Origin of the sequence: Bacillus sp. IT-79MI2, assembly GCF_949768135.1 — a bacterium.
GTDB lineage: Bacteria > Bacillota > Bacilli > Bacillales > Bacillaceae_G > Bacillus_A > Bacillus_A pseudomycoides.
Window position 1 is genome coordinate 34779 of the sequence record NZ_CATKPV010000063.1, and the last position, 20545, is coordinate 55323.

The 20545-nt window shown below is 37.9% G+C and carries 23 protein-coding genes and 1 pseudogene; 19 read left to right on the top strand and 5 right to left on the bottom strand.

Translation table 11 applies throughout. The features are described from left to right. Positions 1-36 precede the first annotated feature (36 nt). The 16 genes and pseudogenes from ACM6HU_RS16525 to ACM6HU_RS16600 form a co-directional block, all read left to right on the top strand. Positions 37-276, top strand: a complete 240-nt coding sequence (locus tag ACM6HU_RS16525; protein WP_414848305.1) for a hypothetical protein — start codon at positions 37-39, stop codon at positions 274-276. 8 nt (positions 277-284) lie between these two features. After that, entirely contained in the window at positions 285-686 is a 402-nt protein-coding gene (locus tag ACM6HU_RS16530) for a hypothetical protein (protein WP_414848306.1), read from the top strand. Continuing rightward, positions 679-1014, top strand: a complete 336-nt coding sequence (locus ACM6HU_RS16535) for a putative minor capsid protein (protein WP_414848307.1) — start codon at positions 679-681, stop codon at positions 1012-1014. Before ACM6HU_RS16530 ends, ACM6HU_RS16535 begins: the two co-directional genes overlap by 8 nt. Beyond that, positions 1011-1361: a minor capsid protein gene (locus ACM6HU_RS16540; protein WP_414848308.1), complete on the top strand. Its 351-nt coding sequence runs from the start codon at positions 1011-1013 to the stop codon at positions 1359-1361. Before ACM6HU_RS16535 ends, ACM6HU_RS16540 begins: the two co-directional genes overlap by 4 nt. A gap of 60 nt (positions 1362-1421) precedes the next feature. Then, positions 1422-2684 carry a hypothetical protein gene (locus tag ACM6HU_RS16545; RefSeq protein WP_414848309.1) on the top strand — a complete coding sequence of 421 codons (1263 nt, stop codon included), beginning with the start codon at positions 1422-1424 and terminating at the stop codon, positions 2682-2684. Positions 2685-2723: 39 nt separating this feature from the next. Next, the gene (locus ACM6HU_RS16550; RefSeq protein ID WP_414848321.1) at positions 2724-3143 is read left to right on the top strand and encodes a minor capsid protein; all 420 of its coding nucleotides are present in this window, start codon (positions 2724-2726) and stop codon (positions 3141-3143) included. 19 nt (positions 3144-3162) lie between these two features. Further along, positions 3163-3600 (top strand): phage tail tube protein, encoded by a 438-nt coding sequence (locus ACM6HU_RS16555; protein ID WP_098784896.1) that lies wholly within the window; start codon positions 3163-3165, stop codon positions 3598-3600. A gap of 185 nt (positions 3601-3785) precedes the next feature. Next, positions 3786-4187, top strand: coding sequence for a hypothetical protein (locus ACM6HU_RS16560; protein ID WP_414848310.1), 402 nt, complete (start codon positions 3786-3788; stop codon positions 4185-4187). Between the two features lie 11 nt (positions 4188-4198). Continuing rightward, a complete protein-coding gene (locus ACM6HU_RS16565) occupies positions 4199-4918 on the top strand; it encodes a Gp15 family bacteriophage protein (RefSeq protein WP_414848311.1) in 720 nt (239 codons plus the stop codon). 61 nt (positions 4919-4979) lie between these two features. Beyond that, positions 4980-8576 carry a phage tail protein gene (locus ACM6HU_RS16570; RefSeq protein WP_414848312.1) on the top strand — a complete coding sequence of 1199 codons (3597 nt, stop codon included), beginning with the start codon at positions 4980-4982 and terminating at the stop codon, positions 8574-8576. A 63-nt stretch (positions 8577-8639) separates the two neighbouring features. Next, the gene (locus tag ACM6HU_RS16575) at positions 8640-10112 is read left to right on the top strand and encodes a distal tail protein Dit (protein WP_414848313.1); all 1473 of its coding nucleotides are present in this window, start codon (positions 8640-8642) and stop codon (positions 10110-10112) included. Next, the gene (locus tag ACM6HU_RS16580; RefSeq protein WP_414848314.1) at positions 10112-13660 is read left to right on the top strand and encodes a phage tail spike protein; all 3549 of its coding nucleotides are present in this window, start codon (positions 10112-10114) and stop codon (positions 13658-13660) included. Before ACM6HU_RS16575 ends, ACM6HU_RS16580 begins: the two co-directional genes overlap by 1 nt. Positions 13661-13712: 52 nt before the next feature. Further along, positions 13713-13946 (top strand): hemolysin XhlA family protein, encoded by a 234-nt coding sequence (locus tag ACM6HU_RS16585; RefSeq protein ID WP_098814077.1) that lies wholly within the window; start codon positions 13713-13715, stop codon positions 13944-13946. A 3-nt stretch (positions 13947-13949) separates the two neighbouring features. After that, on the top strand, positions 13950-14156 hold the full coding sequence (locus tag ACM6HU_RS16590; protein WP_003205225.1) for a hypothetical protein: 207 nt from the start codon (positions 13950-13952) through the stop codon (positions 14154-14156). Then, the gene (locus tag ACM6HU_RS16595) at positions 14156-15217 is read left to right on the top strand and encodes an N-acetylmuramoyl-L-alanine amidase (RefSeq protein WP_414848315.1); all 1062 of its coding nucleotides are present in this window, start codon (positions 14156-14158) and stop codon (positions 15215-15217) included. The genes ACM6HU_RS16590 and ACM6HU_RS16595 overlap by 1 nt, the downstream gene beginning before the upstream one ends. A 362-nt stretch (positions 15218-15579) precedes the next feature. Then, a pseudogene (locus ACM6HU_RS16600) lies at positions 15580-15666 on the top strand (N-acetylmuramoyl-L-alanine amidase); the annotation flags it as partial. A gap of 37 nt (positions 15667-15703) precedes the next feature. Here the strand turns inward: ACM6HU_RS16600 and ACM6HU_RS16605 are convergent. Further along, complete coding sequence (locus tag ACM6HU_RS16605) at positions 15704-15883, bottom strand: hypothetical protein (protein ID WP_242227160.1); 180 nt, start codon at positions 15881-15883, stop codon at positions 15704-15706. A 184-nt stretch (positions 15884-16067) separates the two neighbouring features. Further along, positions 16068-16298 carry a helix-turn-helix domain-containing protein gene (locus ACM6HU_RS16610; protein ID WP_242227159.1) on the bottom strand — a complete coding sequence of 77 codons (231 nt, stop codon included), beginning with the start codon at positions 16296-16298 and terminating at the stop codon, positions 16068-16070. A 313-nt stretch (positions 16299-16611) separates the two neighbouring features. Here ACM6HU_RS16610 and ACM6HU_RS16615 point away from each other — a divergent pair, with 313 nt between their 5' ends. The 3 genes from ACM6HU_RS16615 to ACM6HU_RS16625 are packed head-to-tail and all read left to right on the top strand — an operon-like array spanning position 16612 to position 18932. Continuing rightward, positions 16612-17910 (top strand): FtsK/SpoIIIE domain-containing protein, encoded by a 1299-nt coding sequence (locus ACM6HU_RS16615; protein ID WP_414848316.1) that lies wholly within the window; start codon positions 16612-16614, stop codon positions 17908-17910. Beyond that, entirely contained in the window at positions 17849-18424 is a 576-nt protein-coding gene (locus tag ACM6HU_RS16620; RefSeq protein WP_414848322.1) for a replication-relaxation family protein, read from the top strand. Before ACM6HU_RS16615 ends, ACM6HU_RS16620 begins: the two co-directional genes overlap by 62 nt. Positions 18425-18443: 19 nt before the next feature. After that, on the top strand, positions 18444-18932 hold the full coding sequence (locus ACM6HU_RS16625) for a hypothetical protein (RefSeq protein ID WP_414848317.1): 489 nt from the start codon (positions 18444-18446) through the stop codon (positions 18930-18932). A gap of 101 nt (positions 18933-19033) precedes the next feature. On the opposite strand, the gene ACM6HU_RS16630 is transcribed toward ACM6HU_RS16625, so the two are convergent. The 3 genes from ACM6HU_RS16630 to ACM6HU_RS16640 all read right to left on the bottom strand — a co-directional run bounded on the left by ACM6HU_RS16630 (position 19034) and on the right by ACM6HU_RS16640 (position 20468). Further along, positions 19034-19654, bottom strand: coding sequence for a DUF3967 domain-containing protein (locus tag ACM6HU_RS16630; RefSeq protein WP_414848318.1), 621 nt, complete (start codon positions 19652-19654; stop codon positions 19034-19036). Between the two features lie 97 nt (positions 19655-19751). Next, positions 19752-20015: a hypothetical protein gene (locus ACM6HU_RS16635; protein ID WP_097834264.1), complete on the bottom strand. Its 264-nt coding sequence runs from the start codon at positions 20013-20015 to the stop codon at positions 19752-19754. A 93-nt stretch (positions 20016-20108) separates the two neighbouring features. After that, a complete protein-coding gene (locus ACM6HU_RS16640) occupies positions 20109-20468 on the bottom strand; it encodes a hypothetical protein (RefSeq protein WP_414848319.1) in 360 nt (119 codons plus the stop codon). Positions 20469-20545 lie beyond the last annotated feature (77 nt).

Below are 20545 nucleotides of genomic sequence, written 5' to 3' on the forward strand. Positions count from 1 at the left end.
CTTCTCTTTTTTTATTATGAAAGGAATGGTGGTTACATGAGTAACACAGTAAAAGTAAAGCGATTGAATAAAGTATTGAACATCGAACGTGACTTCTTAGCAAGTTATCTGAATGATGGCTTCGACCAGATTAACGAAGATGGCAAGATAATCAAGCGTGCTACTGGAGGACGTAACATCTCTGTAGCAGAGCACAATAAAGCACTCGACAAAATCGACGAGCTAGAGGCAGAACTTTCTGATTTAAAAGCGCCGAAAAAATCTGCTGCTAAGTAGGTGATCACATGTCGTATATAGATGCTGATTACTATAACAACGAATACAAAGGTACCCCGGTATCTGATGCAGCGTTATTAGAGAGACTTATCGGTCGTGCTAGTGACCAAATTGATCACATTATAAATTATAAGTTGGAAGGCGTTGACTTCGACAAGTTGGCGCCTTTTATTAAAAAGCAGGTAAAGAAAGCAACTGCTGCACAAGTCGAATTATTAGCAATCAATGGAGAGACTTCCGCAACTGTAAGTGAAGGTGGCGGAGGATTCTCTGTAGGTTCTTATTCTGAGGATGGTGTGAGCGCAGGAGATAATAATACATCTAATTTCTATACTCAGTATGCAATTTCAGTTACGAAGTTTCTTAGACCAACTGGGTTGTTATATGCAGGTGTGTGTGTACATGGCTAAACCTATGAGACGTTCATTATTAATCCATACAGTTGAGTATTTGAAGTATAAGGGTGAGGATGATACTTGGGGTGGTAGTGATAACTACGAACCTGCTGTAACGATTGAAAGGGTTCGAATTGAACCTAAAAAGACATTTGTATCTAATGGTAATGGTGATAGCACTGTAATGCAAACACTCTTATTTCATGATGCGGTACATTCAACGCCTGTCACTTTCAAAGAGAAATCCAAAGTTATATTTAACGGAAAAGAAATGACCGTTAGCAAAGTTAGTGACTTTTATGATAGAAGCACTCTTCATCATGTGGAGGTGGTGCTTGTATGATCCTATTAAACATTAGAATCGATACACCTGCAATTGAGGGTAAAGTCATTGAAGCTACTGAAAAAGCACAATTCGCATTAGATCAGCAGGTGTTGAAAGATAGTAACTTTTATATACCGAAAGATACTGGCGAGTTAGAACGTTCGTCTATTCGTTTTAGTAGGCCTGGGGAAGGTCATATAGAATGGAACACTCCCTATGCACGGAGGAATTTTTACGGGGTGAATTTCAATTTCTCTCATGACAATAATCCTAACGCGACATCGCTTTGGTTTGAGCACGCAAAGGCTAGGAACGTAGCTGATTGGGCTAGATTGGTTGAAGAAACTATAAAAAATCATTTATAAAAGTTTAAATCCATAGTAAAATATAATTGAGGGTTATAATATATTTTAGGAGGTTTTACTATGGGGAGACCTTTCGTAGACATAAGCGGGCAAACATTCGGGAGATTAAAAGTTTTAAAGTATACAAGAAGAAAGAATAGTTACACTATGTTCATGTGTGAGTGCGAGTGTGGTAATACAAAAGAAGTTTCTTCTCATCATCTAAAGAGAGGGAACACAATTAGTTGTGGATGCTATCAAAAAGAAAAGAATCACGAGAAGAAACACGGTGAAACTGGAATGAAATCGTATAAATTATGGTCTCAAATTAAACAATGGTGCTATAATTCCAAAAATCAGTCGTTTAACAAATACGGTGGAAAAGGGATTAAAATATGTGACGATTGGCATGATTATACTGTATTTAAAGAATGGTTATTCAAATCAGGATATGAAGATAGTATGACTGTAGAAAGGATCGATACTAATCGTGATTATAGTCCTGAAAATTGTAAATTAGTTCCTCTGCACAACCACTTAAAAAACAGAAAAAGTAATATTTTTTTGGAATACAAGGGAAAGAAAAAGAATTTGTCAGAATGGGCAGATGAGGTAGGGGTTAATTACAGAACAATTCTCGGTAGATACAGGCGTGGAATTCGACCTCCAGAACTTTTTATTCCTTCAAGACCAAAAAATAATAGTAATTTAATAGGTGAAAAGTTTGGAAGATTAACTGTAGTTGAACGAGTCGAAAGTGACAAACATAATAATGTCAGATTAAAGTGTGTTTGTGAATGCGGTAATTCTAAAATTATTAATCGAAATGCTTTAGCTACAGGAAGAACTACATCATGTGGTTGTTATAACAAAGAAGCTTCTTCTAATAGGTCGAAAACACACGGTGCGTCTAAAACGCCTGAATACGTAGCAATTATTAATATTATAGGTCGTTGTGAAAACCCTGATCATCCTGAGTATAAAAATTATGGTGGCAGAGGTATTACTGTTTGTGAAAGATGGAGATTATCACCAGGATTATTTGTTGAAGATATGGGTGAAAGACCTTCACCAAATCATTCAATCGACCGAATAGATGTAAACGGTAATTATGAGCCATCGAATTGCAGATGGGCTACATTATCAGAGCAGGGTCATAATAAACGCGTTAGTGAAAGAAGTTCTACTGGTATTACAGGTGTAAGTTATGATAAAAAGCTAAAGAAATATAGAGCGTGTATAAGAGTTAACGGTAAGGACTACCGTTCGAAGCGCTTTGATAATATAGAAGACGCGATTCAAGCGAGAAAAGAATTAGAAGAAGAACATTTAAAGTCATCTTAACGGATGGCTTTTTTAATGGCCTTTAAAGGAGGTGAACTGGTGAAATGGCTCATTGATTCAGTTATCAAACACCTAAATACTAATTTTCCATCATCTATCATGTTTGCTCCTGTAAAAGTAGATTTGCTCGATATCGGGACAAACAATACACCAAAAAAGAGCATTGCTATAAGGATGACACCTTCGGCATTAGGTGATCAATATTTTGATGGTGAACTACTAAACAAGCAATTTCAGATTCTTGTTAAAAGTGATAACCAATTAGAGGTTAATAACACAGCAGAAGCAATTGCAAGAGAACTAAATAACGTTCACAGGCGTGTTTTCAACGCTATTGATGGCTCCTATACACTAAGGCGATTAAATGTGTATGTGGAGCCTAATTTCGTTGAGAAGACAGCAGTAAACGAGTTTATATATACCGCGCTTTTTAGCGCTGAACTATACGAAGGCGAATAAACGATAAGGAGAATGCATAATGGCATATCTATTGAATCATCTTTATAAATTTGAGATCAATACAGGAACGAAGGCTACTCCTAAGTGGTCTGTTATCGCTAAAGGGATTACTTCCGTAGATCCAGACAATAACGAGGAAGTAGAAGAAGATTACTATTACGACGGAGGCGGAGCTTCTGAGCGTTCCGTAGTAGGTTTTATGATGAGCTATGGCTTTGAAGGTCATCGATCTTATGGTGATGAAGCACAAGATTTCATATTCAAGAAGATTAATCAAATTGGTGACGCTCGTAAGACTGAATTCCGTGTGACTGAGCCTGGTGGAGATAAGTGGGAAGGTCCTGCAACTATCTCAGAGATTAAAGCTCCTGGCGGCGACGCGAATAGCAAGGGTGAGGTTGAGTTCAACATTGCATTTGACGGAGCTCCAGAGTTAACAGAGAAAGCTTCCGCTTAATCCTCTGCGTTCCCCTTCCATTCATGCTATCAATTACATTGAGAGGGAGCTTTTATAGGTTCCCTCCTCAACGATAGCTTTTTTAGAGTGATAAAAATAGTACAAAATATGTTTTTAACTTATTCGAATAAATTAAAAACTGTCTCGACGGAGGCAAATACAAAAAAACCAAGGAGATAACTATAATGACAACTTTACAATTTACTTTCGAGAAAACTTACAAAGAGATTGACGTAGCAGGAAAGCTTTACAAGGTGAAATTCGATGATGACTCAATGCTTACTTATCAAGAAGGGTTCGTATCTTATGAGAAGAAAGCAAAAGAGCTTCAAGATGCTGCATTAGATATCCGAGAAGCTACTGTTGAAGAGTTACGTGCTATGAATCTTAAACAGCGTGAACTTATGAAAGAAGCTATTGAGTTATTCTTAGGAGAAGATACATTTGATGAGCTATATGAGAAAGCAGGACGATATCTAATGAATCTTGTTAGCTTAATCGACTACTTAACTAAGATTGTAGAAGAAGAACTACAAAGCAAAGCTGGAAGCTCATTAGACGAATACTTAATCAACTCTAAGAAGTAAGGTGAGCTAATATGAAACCTAGATTTACTCTTACAGAGAGAAACGTAGATAGATTCCATTGGCATGGGGTTGACATTGAGCTCAATCTCTCCTATGACAACATACTAGTTATGTTTCAGTTGTTTGATGATAAGAAGGTTTCTGACAATGTTAAGCTTCCAGTAGCACTCAATATGCTTGTAGTAGAACGCAGCTTACTAGCTCAGCTTAACGGAGATCAGCAGAACAAACTGCTCATTGATATCTTCAAAGTTAAGCTTAATATTGACTTAGAGAATACAGAGAGAGTCAATGAGATGACCAATAAAGATAACTCCACAGATGTAGCTGAAGAGGACGAGACATTCCAAGAGGTTCCTATAGTTGATTTTACTATAGACGCTGAACGGATTTTCTCGTCCTTTTTGTTTGACTACAAAATTAATCTAATCGAGCAGCAAGGAAAGCTACTCTGGAACGAGTTTCTAGCTCTATTTAACAACTTATCAGAAGAGACACCTATGAAGACTGCTATTAAGTACCGCACTTGTGAAGTCCCTAAGAAGACTAAAGACAATGCGGATCAGGTGAAGGATATTAAGAAGAAAAAAGCCTTTTATGAGCTTCCTCAAGCGAAGGCTATGAGGGAGGCTAGAGAGTTGAAAGCTTACGAGGACCGCATGAGACGTTACAAGGAAGCACGCAAGCAACTAGCTCAAGAGAACAAGGTTATTAAACCTACAGAGGATTAAGACCTCGTAGCAGTGCTCCTGGAGACTCTTTAAATTAGACAACTAAGGAGCGTGAATATACATGGCTGACGGAAGTGTAAAGATAGATGCCCGAATAGACAATTCTAATATACGTAGCGATGTTGAGAGAATCAATAGAGAGCTAGGTAGAATGGGTTCGAATATGAGCTCTGTAGGTCGAACTATTCGACAAGCTTTTAATTCTGAGATTAATAATCTAGGGAGTAATGTAGGTTCGAATGTAAACAATGTAAACGAATTGCTCAGCTCTATAGGAATCAATATGGTATCTATAGGGCAGCAGGCACGTTCAAACTTTGATAGTGGCTTTAACCCTCTTGACGGAGATGTAAGAGGAGAAGTTTCAGAGGTTAACGGGGAGCTTATACGAATTGGAGCCAATATACAACAAATAGCCGCTCAGATCAGAAATGAATATCAATCCGAGATAGATAGGCTTAGCAATATTACCTCAAATGAAGTCACTCAAATAAATAACGAAATTAGCCGTATAGGAAACGGAATGAACAGTACTACTAGTGAAATGACACGTACCTTCGGATCTGAGTTTACTCGTATGAATAGTGACATAACAAGAGGATACACTCAAGTTTCTGCTGCTCACCAGGGAATGATGAACGAAATGAAAGCTTATCAGACTCAAATGAAAGCAGGTATGTCTGGAGCTAGGGAGGCTCAAATAGAGGCTCAATACGGATATTTTGAATTAATGCAGTCTGCAGGCTCTTATACAGGTTCTGTAGATGACATGATAGCTAGAATCAATGAGTTAGGAGCAGCTCAGAAGGCGGCAAACGATCAAGCTATTAACTCTAATAGAATGGCTCTAGTGAGTATCTACCAAACTATAGGGACTCTTAATAACGCAAGCTCCACAGCTTCCCGTTTCCAGAATAACCTTACTACAATGAATAACCCTTTGTATAACACTAGTAGGCTTGCGTTGACTGCAGTAGATTCATTGGACAGACTAGCACGTTCTGGAAGCCCTCAGCAACTCGCTCTGGAGTTCTTAGGAGCGAACGCTTCTGTTAAGCAATACAATGACTTTATTCGAGACCTGGGAACTCAGATGATGGCTCTACCTGTAATCTTTGGAGTCGCTGCTGCTGCTGCAACTAAATTCTACGGAGCTCTTCACGGGAGAGCTATGGAAGAAAATACAAAGTACGCTGAAGCCTTCAATAACATGTTAGAAAAGTTAGCTAAAGCATTTGAGCCAATGGTCCAAGCGTTCGCTTCTGTTATGACTCCTATGTATAACTTTATTGCTAAACTGGCTGAGATGGTGATCCAATTCAATGAAGCTTATCCTGTATTAGCTAAGTTTATACAAGGAATGATGATGCTTGTTCCTGCCTTGATGGTAATTCTAACACCTTTAGCCCTAGGGATTGGATACTTTAAAGGGTTAAGAGCTATCTTGTTTGCTATTAAACCTGTCATTATGCCAATCATTACAGGGTTCTCTATGATGTCTGCTCCTGCATGGATATTAGCCGCAGCAATAGCCGGACTAGTAGTAGGGTTTACTCACTTGTGGAAAACTAGTGAAACATTTAGAAATGGAGTTTTAGGAGTAATTGCAGTCATTAAGCAATGGACCGCCTCTTTGATGGACCTTGGAGGAAAAGCCTTAGTAGCTACACTTGCAGGCTTGAAACAGTTTGGAGCATTAGCTATGGAGCTAGGGAAATATCTTGGCTATGTACTTCTTACAGGTGACAGCTTCAAAGATGTAATATCCAATTTGCCTGCTCCTATACAAGGAATAGCAACTGCTCTAGCTCCTGCTATGGTGGCTCTTAATAGCTTTGGACAAACTATAGCAAACTTAGGGAAGTATATATGGAGTGTCATTGCAGTAGGAGACGTTATGAATGACTGGATAACTCACTTGCCTGTAGGCTTCCAGAATGCGGCTCTACTTATGGGGAATGCAGTAATGGCTATCCGTACTACTGTTACCTCTATGGTAGAAGCAATAAGGCTCGCTCTAGGTGGAGATACTTCACAACTAGGACAAATCTTTATGAATATTATCCCATCTCTAATAGCTATGCTTGTGGGAGGTCTCCCAGGACTTCTAATTACTGCAGCTCGTTTCCTACCTACGATAGTACAAGGGATAAACTCAATGTTTCCTATGTTGCTAACTACAATTACTACAGTAATAGATGCTATGGTTAATTCGATAGTATTATATCTCCCTAAGTTCATTGAACAAGGTGTAGCAATCCTTACAAAGGTTATTGAAGGACTTCTACAAGTTCTCCCTATTGTAGTAACTACTTTAATTAATGTAGCCGTTACGATGATTAATACTCTTGTGAATACTATAGGTACATTACTTCCTATTATCTTGAATGCAGGGATTAAAATCTTAATGGCAATACTTGACGGAATCGTGAATAACCTTCCTAAACTTATAGATGCTGCATTAAAGATAATGGATACTTTATTAAATGCTCTTATTACATTACTTCCTAAAATCTTAGATGCAGGTATTAAAATCTTAATGGCTCTTATTAATGGGATTGTAAAGATTCTGCCTAATCTAGTAGACACGGCTATCATGCTTGTAAATAAAATTATTGAGATGATTATTACTAACCTTCCTAAAATTATAGATGCAGGTATTAAAATCTTAATGGCTATCGTTGACGGAATCATAAAAATGCTTCCTAAGATTGTAGATGCTGCCGTTAAGATAATTACTCAACTTGTAAATATAATCATGCAGAATCTCCCTAAGATAATTGAGTCAGGTATTAAAATCTTAATGGCAATTATCAAAGGTATTATTCAAATTATGCCTCAGTTAGCTGTAGCAGCTCTAAAGATTATCTATGAAATAGCAAAGGCTATTATTACTAACCTTCCTCAGATCCTTGCTGCAGGTGTGCAGATACTTTGGTCTCTTATTAAAGGTATCTATTCCGTGTTAAGTAGCTTGTGGAGCGCTATTACAGACAATGTTATCGGAGGAATTAAGAAATGTTTCTCTAATGCAGGCTCTATGCTACTAAGCGCAGGTAAAGACATAGTACGAGGATTAGCAGACGGAATTAGTGGAATGGCTTCCGATGCGATAAATGCAGCTAAAAAGATGGCTGGTAAGGTAAAAGATGCAGTCACAGGTTTCTTTGATATACATTCTCCTTCCCGTGTAATGAAGAAAGTCGGTGGATTCGTTACTGAAGGTTTAGCCGTGGGAATTACAGATATGACAAGCGATGCAGTAAAAGCTGCTGAGATGATGAGCTCTGCAGTACTGGACGGTTTTGAAGCTTTATCTAATGATATCGAACTAGGAAACATTGTAGGGAATGATAACTTCCAAGGAATGGACTTAGGAGTAACTCCAGACTTCAAGCTTCCTAAGATGGATGATGTTATTAAAGGTTCTGTATCAATGGCTCCTACTGCATATGAGCGTATGAGTGGCTCTGTTAAGGCAGAGAAGGAAACTCGTAAGGCAGAAGCTCAAAATGGCTCTGACGAGAAGCAACCTACTTACATCATTATGGATAAAAAGGTTGTCGGTGAAGTTATCTCTGAGGACGTTGACAGTGCTAATAAGCGTAGAAGTAGCAGACTTGCACAGTTTAACCCTCAAGTTATGCCAGCTTTCTAGTATAAACTTACGAGCCTTCCCTCTGGGAGGGCTCAAATAAAAATAACTAAGGAGGATACTCACGTGACTAGCTTTAAATTCAACGGAATCAAAAAAGATTACCTGTTCATTTTGATGGGGTTTAACCGCTCTGCGTGGGCTCCTATTGAACGAGACATATTGACAGTGCCCGGACATCCTGGAGGGTATCACCTGCAGACTAACACAAAAGTACGAACTATCGAGGTCCCTGTCATCGTTAAAGCAAGAGACCAGGCGGATCTACAGAAGAAGAAGGAAGACTTAGCATGCTGGCTTATTCAAGATGAGCCAAAGGAGCTTATCTTTGACGATGAGGCAGACAGAACATATATGGCTATGCTAGACGGGGAGACAGACTTAGATGAACTTATCTTCAGAGGAAAAGGAACTATCCGCTTTGTATGTCCTATGCCTTATAAGCTAGGTGAAACTAAGACAGAAGACTTTGCTATTAAAGGTACAGATTTGAAAGTAAATATAGCCAATAAAGGGACTGTAGAGTCTAGCCCTATAGTAGAGGTGAATGTTCTAAATAAGAGCCCCTTTATAGATGTCTGGAATGGCAATGAATACTTTAGACTTGGATATCCCACAGGACCCATGACAAAGCTAGTAGCTCAAGAGGATAGAGTCATTTGGGACAAGATGGACAATTTAAGTAAATGGAATCCTCACAATGGGCCGCTTGGCTCACTCTTTGAAGGAGCTGGAGCTATGGAGATAGCAGGGAGTGGACACGGTTTCCGTCCTAGCACTTATGGACCTGTTAAAGAAAATACATGGTATGGTCCAATTCTTAAACAGTCTCTTCCTCCTGGAGGAGCTACAGACTTTAAAGTTGATATGAGACTTTCTTTTGACTCTCTTAGCTATGACAGAATGGGAACTATTATGCTCTTCTTATTAGATGCTAATGACAATATCGTTGCTCAATTAGGAATGAAGGACGAATACGACACTTCTTCAATCACAAAAGCTTATACAGTCATAAATGATGGACCTGAAGAGAAAACGCTTATAGATGATACTGGAAGGACACCTGGCTCATTCACAGACTTTAGAGGACATGTGATGTTAACGCGAGAGGGAAATACTTGGACAGCTTATTCTGCTTTATATAAGAAAGGAACTTATCAAGATTATGAAACTATCATTGAAACCTGGAATGATGTCAACAAGTCCAATCCCGCCACTACTTCTATAGTCACTAAAGTAGCAATAGGAATCTTCAAATATGGGGATTACAGTCCATTAGATGCTATTTTTATAGAAGACTTAAAAGTGTATAAGAAGTTTAGTGTACCAGTAGATGCAACTCCCTATATTGTGGACCAGGGAGACACTGTAGTTGTAGATACTGAGAGAGCTCTTGTGACAGTTAACGGGAAAGATGCTATCAATATTAAAGAGTTATTTAGTGAATTTCCAGTTGTCAATAGAGGAGAAAATGAAATAATCGTACGCCCTAAGAATATAGGGACTGCCAAAGTAACATACAGGGAGAGATACAGATAATGGGAAAACGAAAAGGAGATCTTCACATAGTTGATTACATTACAAGACAAGTGATAGCTACTATACGTCCTCATGGTTATATTGAGGACAAGCGTCACTGGGAAATAAAGAACTCCATTGATATATTAGATGTTAAATTACTTGAGAGCTCAAAATATATCCCTTATCTTCAGCAGCAAAATATCATCTTGAAAGAAACGCGTCCAGGTATAATGACACCTTATGTGATTACCTCTGTAGAGAAGGATTCTGCTGCTAAGACAGTTACAATCCTTGCTAGTGGTGAATGGACCTTACTAGATGCTGACGGTTATATTGAACCTAAAAAGTTCGACTCTCTCAAAGCAGAAGAGTATATGAGAATAGCCCTTAAAGGGACTGACTGGGAAGTCGGTAAAGTAGAAGCAACAGGGACACGTACGCAATACATTAAAGAGTTTGTATCCCCTTTGAGACTTCTTAATTTAACTGCTACAGAGTTTAATCATTATGAGCTTCAATATAGGGTTACTATCCAGGGAGCTAGTATCAATAAAAGATACGTAGACTTAGTAGAAAAGCGTGGTAGATACACTGGGAAGGAAATCAATATAGGTAAGGACTTGCAAGGGATTACTCGTACAGAAAACTCTGACGGTGTAATTACTGCTCTAGTGGGTTACGTTACTGTCCAGGGAGCAAACGGTCAAGATGAGGTAATTACTGTAGCAGATATTAATAATGGTATTCCCTACGTGGTTGACGATGAAGCATTTCAACGTTGGAACATTAATGGTAAGCATCGCTTTGGGTTTTATACTCCAGAGACTGATAATCAAAATATGACTCCAGAGCGTTTAATGACTCTAACAAAGGCAGCTCTGAAGAAGCGAGTAGATACTAACTTAGTTTATGGAGTTGACGCTGTTTCGTTGGCTAGAGTAGCAGGGATGTCACATGAGGCAATAAATGAAGGTGATACTGTATACATTAAAGACAAGACGCTTAACCCTCCTTTATATTTAGAAGCTCGTGCGATTGCTGCAGACGAGTCTTTCAAGGATCCCCGTCAAGATAAAATCTATTTCGGTAACTATAGAGAGATAGAAGATGTAAATGATTCTCTCATGAAGGCTTATCAACGTATTTTATCTTCTCTGCAAGACAAAGTACCTGCAGAAGTATTTAAGCAGCTAGACGAAAAAGTAAATGGTCAGACTGATGCAATTGCAGAGGCAGGAGCTAAAGCGGACCAGGCTCATGAAGATGCTAAAACTGCAAAGGATTTAGCTACAGAGATAGAAAGTAACATGAATCAGATGCAAACGGCTATTATTGAGAGTCCTACTGCTCCTACAGATAAACTAGAAGCGGGGAAAACTCTATGGCTTGACTCCAGTGATTCTTCTGCTAAGATATTGAAACTCTGGAATGGTACTGACTGGGAGCCACTTGTTCCCGACACTGTAGGAATTACTACAGAGATTACGAATATTAAAGGTGAACTAAGTACAAAAGTTACCGAAACTCAAATGCAGGAGTACATTGGTGAACTAGGAGCGGATAACCTCTTATTGAATACTCAGTTTGTTAAAAAGAAAGTAAATGACTTCGGAGACGTTACCGAAGAGACTCCTTCACTTGAAAGATGGAACCCTGACGCTGATGCTGTTGACAGAAAGATTACCGTAGATGAATCTAAGAGATACAAACAAAGTAGGTCAGTTAAGATTGAATCTACACATACAACAACTAATGTCTGGCATGGTATCTATCAAGATGTACCTGCTTATCAGAAACAAGGAAAGTTCCAATTCTCTGCTATGTTATACACTGAGGATAAATATGCTATCTCACTAGGTGCTGCATTTAAGGTAGAGTTCTTCAATGGGACGACTTCAGTAGGGGGATACAAGCAAGTTGAGTTCCAAGATAAGCTAGTAGATGGACAATGGACTAGATTCACTATAGATCATGACGCTCCAGATGCTCCAATCACTCATGCACGTATAGAAGTGTGGATTAGGAGAGCTGGTACTGTATGGGTAGCTGAGCCACAGTGTAACGCAGGTGAGAAACTTCCTGTCTATATGGAAAACCCAAAAGACATTGTAAACTATGACGCTATGGTTAAAGAGGTTGCTGACCGTGTGACTAAGTCAGAATTCAATACAGTTAACTCTAGTTATGATACAAAATTCACTCAGACTAATCAGGAAATAAACTTACGAGCTAAATCTACTGATGTTTACACTAAAGATGAAGGTGATGGACGATATGGTAGTAAAGCTGTAGTGGATAGACATGATTCTGAGTTGAAAGTAAATGCTCAGGAGATTTCTCTCCGTGTTAAAGACAATGAAATTTCTGCAAAGTTGAACCTCACAGCTCAGACTGCTTTGATTCAAGCTCAGAAGATAAATCTTGACGGCTACGTTGAAGCTAAGCATATCAAGACAGGTAGCTTAAAAGGCGTAGTAATCATGACAGAGGACCCGTCTAGCTCTAATAACCATATGAGACTAGAGAAGCAGAACCTTACTCTATATGGGACTGGAAGGTCACGTGGGTACCTAGGATTCGTACCTACCACAGATGGCTCCTTTACAGAGGCTCTTGTACTCGGTAATGATTACTCTGGAGCAGGTGGAGACGTCAATGATGCTTTAGTGTTTGACCATACTACTCCAAGTTTGACAAACTATACTTCTTCAGTAGCAAGCATAGGAGTAGCTTCTGGGAGAGACTCAACCGGTAAAATAACAAAGCACTCATATTTATCTTTTGAAAGATATTATCACAAAACAACTCTCCAATCAAAAGGTGGAATAGACTTAAACGCTAGTGCGGATATCTATATCAATGCTAGTCATTTAGGAAGTGTACGCGCGAGAGCTAAAGGATATAACTTCTTAAATGTTGCGTCAGACACTTTCATATTTAGTAAAGAACGTACTCAGATATCGAATGACTTCATAATAAAATTGGATGATACTGCTAATCTGGAAGCAGTTGCTACAACGTACAACAACATGCATATTAAAGTCCATAAAGGAACAAGAAACAAAGAAGGTTTCTACTTCCTTGAGAGATATGATCCTGCAGATGGGATTTACACTATGTATGCAAACGTAAACTGTAAAAGCTTGTGGGCTGCATTTGATGTCTCTGGTGTAACTTGGACTCAACGTTCAACCAGAGAGATAAAAGCAGACATCCAAGCAATCCAAAGTGATGAAGTTGACGCTTTAATGCTATTGAAACCTAGTCAATATTTCTTGAATAAGGATGTAGAAGAGTACGGGATTGAATACTTGAGAGAACATTCTAGTGATTTCCTACAATATGGTTTCGTTGCAGAGGAAACTCCAGAGCAATTCCAAGGCAGAGACAAGAGATCTGTAGTGCCTTACTCCTTGATTACTGTAAACATTGCAGCTACTCAGCAGATTATGTTAAGACAGAACGAACAACAAAAGGAAATAAACTCTTTGAAAGAACAAAACATAGCTCAAGAGGAAAGAATATCCAAACTCGAGGCACTTGTACAACAATTATTAGCTAATTAAGTGAGAGAGCAGCAATAGGCTGGTCTTTTTTATTTTGGAAGGAGTGAAAACGATGCAAGAAATTATTGAGTTAAAGCAAGAGATCCAACAAATTAAATCAGATCAAAAAGATATAAAGAATGACATTCGAAACTTAGAGTCTCGTACTTTAGGGAATGAAAAAGACATCGTTAATATAAATAAGCAACTTGATAAAATCAGTGCTAATACCACATGGATTCTCCGCATCATAATTGGTGCGATTGTAACTGCACTAATTGGATTGTTATTGAAAGGAGGTGTATAAGACTTGCCACTTACAAAAGAAAATATTTTAAAACGTTTGCGCAACTGGAAAACATGGGTTGCGCTTTTTTCATGCTTTGGATTAATTTTATCAGTCTTTGGAATGACCGGATTCGAAGGCAACTTGGATAAGGTGGAAAAGGCTGTTTATTTATTTGGAATCGCTCTAGGTATTTGGACTGATCACGAAGAAAAAGGAGAAGATGCTTAATGAAAAAATCAATTAAACTAGCTTCCTCTGTATTTATGACTCTATTGCTCCTGTTAAGTTTCACTACAGGGGCTTTTGCTGATAGAACACTTATTATTCCTGATTTGCCGAAACAACCATACCGTTATGGTGTTGGAGCTTACGAGGGTGTTGTAGCGCATAGCACAGCGACTCCAGAAGCTCCAGCTATTAATATTCAAAAATATGAAACTCGTACATGGAGAAATGCCTTCGTACACTATGCAGTCGATTGGAACGAGACGATTCAAATTGCGGATACACGTTATATTGCGTATGGTGGTGGCCCAGGTGCAAATAAACGTTTTGTACACGTCGAACTGTGTGAAACATCTGATTATGATAAATTCAAAGTTTCATATGATAAATATGTGAAGCTTCTGGCTAAAATTTTACGTGACCGCGGATTATCTGTAGAAAAAGGATTGTGGACTCACTATGATGTTACGAAGTATCTTGGCGGCACAGATCATGAAGACCCACTTGATTACCTACACAGCCACGGTGTATCTGAAGCTCAATTCAGAGCAGATGTACAGCGAGCATACAATAATTCTAGCGTGGATGTTTCTGTTCCTGGGAAGCCATCTAAACCAGAAGAAGTACCAACTGCAAATGTTGAAGGAGTTGCATACATTCAAGGTAATAACGTTAATTTACGTAAAGGCCCAGATGCAAGCTACTCTGTTATTCGTCAACTAAACAAACCAGAATCATACCAAGTGTGGGGCGAAAAAGATGGATGGCTAAATCTTGGTGGAAATCAGTGGGTATATAATAATCCTTCTTATATCAAGTTTGAGAAGAAAGAGCCAGTTAATCCGATTGTAGGAAAGCGTGTCGTTTCTAAAGTGGACAACCTACGTTTCTATGACTCTGCTTCCTGGGCAGATAAAGATGTTGCTGGTTCACTAGATGCAGGATTAGGTTTTACAATCGATGCGAAAGTAACTGTAAATGGTTCACCACAATACAAAGTACACAACAGTAAAGGGAAAACATACTATATAACAGCAAATGAAGCCTATGTGTATGTGAATTAATGTTAAAAACCGTCTCCTTTGTGGGGACGGTTCTTTTGCAAAGAAATATTCGATAACTAAGCAATATATGAAAGAAATTCAACTAAAGATGGGTACTTATGATCAGGGAATTTTTGATTGTAAAAGTAGGTAAAAATGAAAAGAAGAAGCAATGTTAGGCCTAAAAACAATAGAACATCAAGGGATGTAAATATTCTTCCTAAGGCAGATGAAAACGATGAACTGGTCGTATTCATTAAAAATACCCTCCAATAAATTTTTATATATTGAAAGATAACCATAACATATAATGTTGGGGATTTGTCAGAAAAGTATAATAAATACAAATGAATAAATTATAAGTTCAACAATTTTAAATGGCAAATGAATCGTCACAATACAAAGTACACAACAGCAAGGGCAAAACATACTATGTAACTACAAATGGAGCCTATGTACATGTGAAGTGAAAACAAAAGCCGTCCTTTTGGGCGGCTTTTTTATGTATTATACTCTTTTCCAATGATATCTTGTTATCGCATTACTTAATTCTGTTTTTGGAATATCTTTGTATCTGATATTCACCCCATCAACAGTAAGATAACTTTCTCCTGTAATTTCATGAACTCCTGATTCCACCTCATATCCCTTTTCTCTTAATTTTTGTTCGAACGTTTTCTCTAACATTGTAATCATCCTTTCTTTCTTGTTATATATAATATAGCACTTCGTCACAGAATTTCCGGAATAGTAAAATTATTTTAGACGTGCAACAAAAGCATATCCCTTACATATAGCTAACCAACAAGTCCACTGCAAAAAAAGTAGGGCTATTTTTTATGTCTATTTTGGTAATAGCGGTACTATCGTTTTACATAGTCCAAAAGTCTGTGACTTGTTTTCGAGGCTCATGCTTTCTAACAACCTTCATTATCTTCTGCATTGTAGTTGGCGACGGCACATAATCCTTGTCATTACACAACTGTCCTAATGTATTTCTGTTTACTTTACTAGCCTTTGAAAAATCTTGTATTGAATAATCGTAGTTAGACATAAATTTAGCCAACTTTGTTCTATGTCTTCCAATACCTCTACCCCACACTTGAATCTCCTCCGTAATCTTTTTTACCATCCTGTCCAAAATGCAAAAAACTATACGCAATTGCAAAAAAGATTAGGCATATTGTGCAAGCAGTATGAAATACGATTTACCATACCAAACAAATTACGATTCACTGTTCCAATTTGATAGCCTTTTAAAACTTCGTTTCATCTATTCTAAATAGAATTCGCTCACGGAATGATACTTCAGACATTGTGAGATTACTATTTCCAATGATTCATAGCTATTTTTATCTCTTCTAATCTTTAGGGACTATTCTTCCAGAATACATGATGAGAGGTGGTGCAAACCTTTGATATTCGAGTTAGTTAGTTCCGCAGCAGTTGGTAGTGTAATTCTTTTATCAAAAATGCATCAAAAAGGAGCAACAAACGATGCATCTAAGATACAACGTATTTGTGCTAATTGTGGTTTGAGAGTGAAAGAAGGCAGAGATACCAGGACAATACAGCTGCTTCGCAAGACAAGGAATGACTGGGGTGTGGAATATGCATACCGGATTCCCTTGGGTCTTAGTTTCTCCGATTTTGAACAAAAGATACAGCACTTAGAAGATGGATTGAACCACAAGAGCAAAGTCTACGATTTCAAGCTATCAGACTTCAAATCTCTCCGTTTGAGAAAAGATATCTTAAAGCAAATGCAAAACATCATAAACAAGAAAAAATGCATTAGAAAAGAAATAGAGCTGTCCTACGATGGGTTGTTGAAGATACGAGTTTACGAGAAGGGAATACCAAGCTTTGTGAAGTTCGAAGAAGAAATGATGAAACAATGTAAAGGGTGGGAAGTACCAATCGGATATACACGAGATGGATTAGTAAAACACGACTTTGATCAGATTTCGCACATGATATCGGCCGGTATGACGGACATGGGGAAATCTAATGTATTAAAACTTATTATTACATCTCTTGTTCGTAATCAACCAGATAATACAAAGCTATTCCTTATTGATTTGAAGGGTGGTCTATCTTTTAACCGGTATCGATTCCTAAACCAAGTCGAATCAATTGCGAAAAATCCAGATGAAGCCCTACAGACTCTAAGGGAATTGCAAACTAAATTGAATGATAGAAATAAATACTTACTAGAAAACGGATACGAAGATATAAAAGAAGCTGGGGATCCGACAAGGTACTTTGTGATTGTAGATGAAGCTGCTGATTTATCAGCCTATCCAGAATGTCAGGACATTATTGTTGATATTGGAAGAAGAGGAAGAGCAGCAGGTTTTAGGTTACTTTATGCGACTCAATATCCAACGAATCAAGCTTTACCATCGCAACTACGCCAAAACATTGGTGCGCGTGTTTGCTTCAGATTACAAACGGAAGCTGCGAGCCGTGCCGTATTGGATGAAGGGGGAGCTGAGAATCTCCCAAACATAAAAGGGAGGGCTATATATCAAACGAACGAGAAGAAGGTACTGCAAACCATTTACATTGATAATAAACAAATAGATAACATCATAAAGCCACATGTCAACATTAGAGCTAGAAAGGAGAATGAGGATGCAAAAGTTAGCAATGAAGGAACAACGCTTAGAAAGCATACTCTCCAGCTTGAAGAGATTGGGATTTTTGACTAGAAAGCAAATACAGGTACTTCATGATTTAGGCGGAGACAGAAATGCATCGAGGGTTATGAAAGACCTTGAAGAATATGTATCTAGCTTTCGCTATGGTGAAAAAGTCTTTTATCTCAACAAAGAAGGGCGTGAACGTATCGGAAGTAAGAAGGTACTCAAGCGATCTAATCAATTCCGTCACTACATTATGAGAAATGACATCTATATTGCTTACGAATGCCCTAAAACGTGGAAACAAGAAGTGAAGATGAATGTAAAAGGCGTCGTTTTAATTATTGCTGATGCACTTTTCACTGATAATGGACGTTATCACATCGTGGAGATAGACCATGAGCAGAAAATGAGTGCAAACCGTGTGAAGATGCAGAAGTACAGAAAACTAATCGAGTGCAATGTGTTTGAGAAGCCCCCAAAGTTCATTTGGTATACATGTACTGAATACCGTAGAAAACAGATTCAAAAACTTTGCGAAGGATTAGACTGCAACATATTTACCGTTACAGATTTCCATTAAAATTAGGGAGATGGTCCACATGACAACTGAGACGATGAGCATAAAGGACTTTATGAGCGGAAATTATGGAGCGAAGAAAAAGTGGAGCTTGTTCAAAAAGAAGGCAAAGAAATACGCACCTGTGGCGGTGCGCGTTGGTCTTGTGATCGGTAGTGCTATTATATTCAGTAATATCATAGATATTCCTCATGGATTTGCTGCAGGTCCAGATGTGGACTCGAATGAAGTGTTTAAGGATGTTCAATCAAGCGATGGGAAAATTAAGAACTATATAGATGGTCAATTGTATAATCGTATTGTAAATGCATTTGAGCCAGTTATCTTTTTAATTAAAGCAGTGTCTTATCCTATAGCTTCTGTAGTGGCTTTATGTGGTGGTTTGTTCATTATGGTAGGTAGCCAGGAACGTGGATTCAGTTTAATTTCAAGGGCAGGGATCGGCTATATTGTAGTCCAAATGATACCACTGTTTATGAGACTGCTTGTTGAGATTGCAAAAGCTATATAGAGAAAAGCCCTGCATATGCGGGGCTTATAATAATCATCTCTTTTCAAAGAAGTCATTACGTGTGTGATGATAAGTAGAAAAAAATAGAAACAGTAGCAATTCTATTTAATCCAGAATTTCCACCATTTCTTCTTCTCCTGTGCAGCAGCTAACATCTTTTTTGTCTCTTGTTGTTCGCGAATCGTCTTCATGAGTAGTTCGTCATGGCTATTTAAACGTTCACCAAGCCGTTCCTCTGCTGATTGCATTTCCTCTTTCATATGCTGCTGTATTTCTTCTATAAGCTCTCGTTTAATCTCTTCTATAAGTTCCGATTTCAATTCACTTTTCCAATCATTGAAGGCTAGTTTTTTAAGTTCCTCTAAGGCTTTCTCACGATCGTTATCTCTAATAAGTGGTGCAGGAACAGCCCCAGTTCCGCCGTTCCTATCTTCTGAACTGTAGTCTTCGGCGATGACTTTAGCAGCCATGGAACGTGTCGTTCCAGCATTCCCGATAAGTGATTGAAACTTTCGTAATGCAATTAAGTCATGTTCCGTGAAAGCTCGGTTCTCTCTGTTCTTTCCGTCCTTAACTTTGATAAATTTGTATCCGTTCTTCTCTAATTCCAAACACCATTTACGTAAATAACTATCACTTATACCAAGAGTCTCAGCAACTTCCTTTGTCCAATAAGACTTTTCTAATGAGTCACGATCCCCGTTCCACTGTTCCTGATTCATTTGTATCCGTTCCCCCTTTCGTTCCTATTGCAACATTCTCCCTAAGAATCTACAATCCTCCCTAAAAACTTTTGATAATAAATAAAAAAGACAAGCGTTATGCTTGTCCTCTTATAGATATTATTTCATTTAGGTTGTTTTTCTCATTTGAATTCAACTTATTAGCAATATAGTAATCTAGAATTTCATCAATAAACTCATAATTTTTTATGTCTTTTATTGTGCAAATGGCTTTTATTTTATTAAGTGTTTCAGGTGATACTTTTATATTTTTCCTGTCTGTTGCTGACAATGAACTCTTTTTCTGTGGTTTAGAATCTTCTTGAATAGGCGTTACAGTCACCAAGTATTTTTTATCCAAAATAACCACTCCTTTTTTATACTTTTATAAATTTATATTTTTATAAAAGTATAAATTTATAAATTCAGATAGGTATAAAATTAAACTTTATACCTATTCTCGACTTTTCTTTACTTCAAGTACTTGTTTCACAGCATTTCTAACCAACTTTTGTTTTGGTGCAGGTAACGAAGCAACTTTCTCTTCGATTAGCATATTTATTACTTCATAAATTTTCATATCTTCAATTGTAGCAAGTGTAGATATTGCTGTGTGTGTTTCTAATGAGACGCGGAAAGACTTTGGTAACTCTTTCGTAGTAAGTTTTCTCTTGGGTTTTTCAAAGAGCTTATCATCTTCAGGAAAACTCCGTTCCTGCTTTTCTTTACTTTCGGGTGTAATCGTTACTGATCCTTCAGTTTTCTTTCTTCTCATACCAAGTTGTTCTTTATCTATATTCAATTTGTTATCCATTTACTGTGGCCATTCCTTCCAAAATCTCGATTCTTTTTTCAACTTCATCTGCAATATTTTGGTATACAGTATGAACG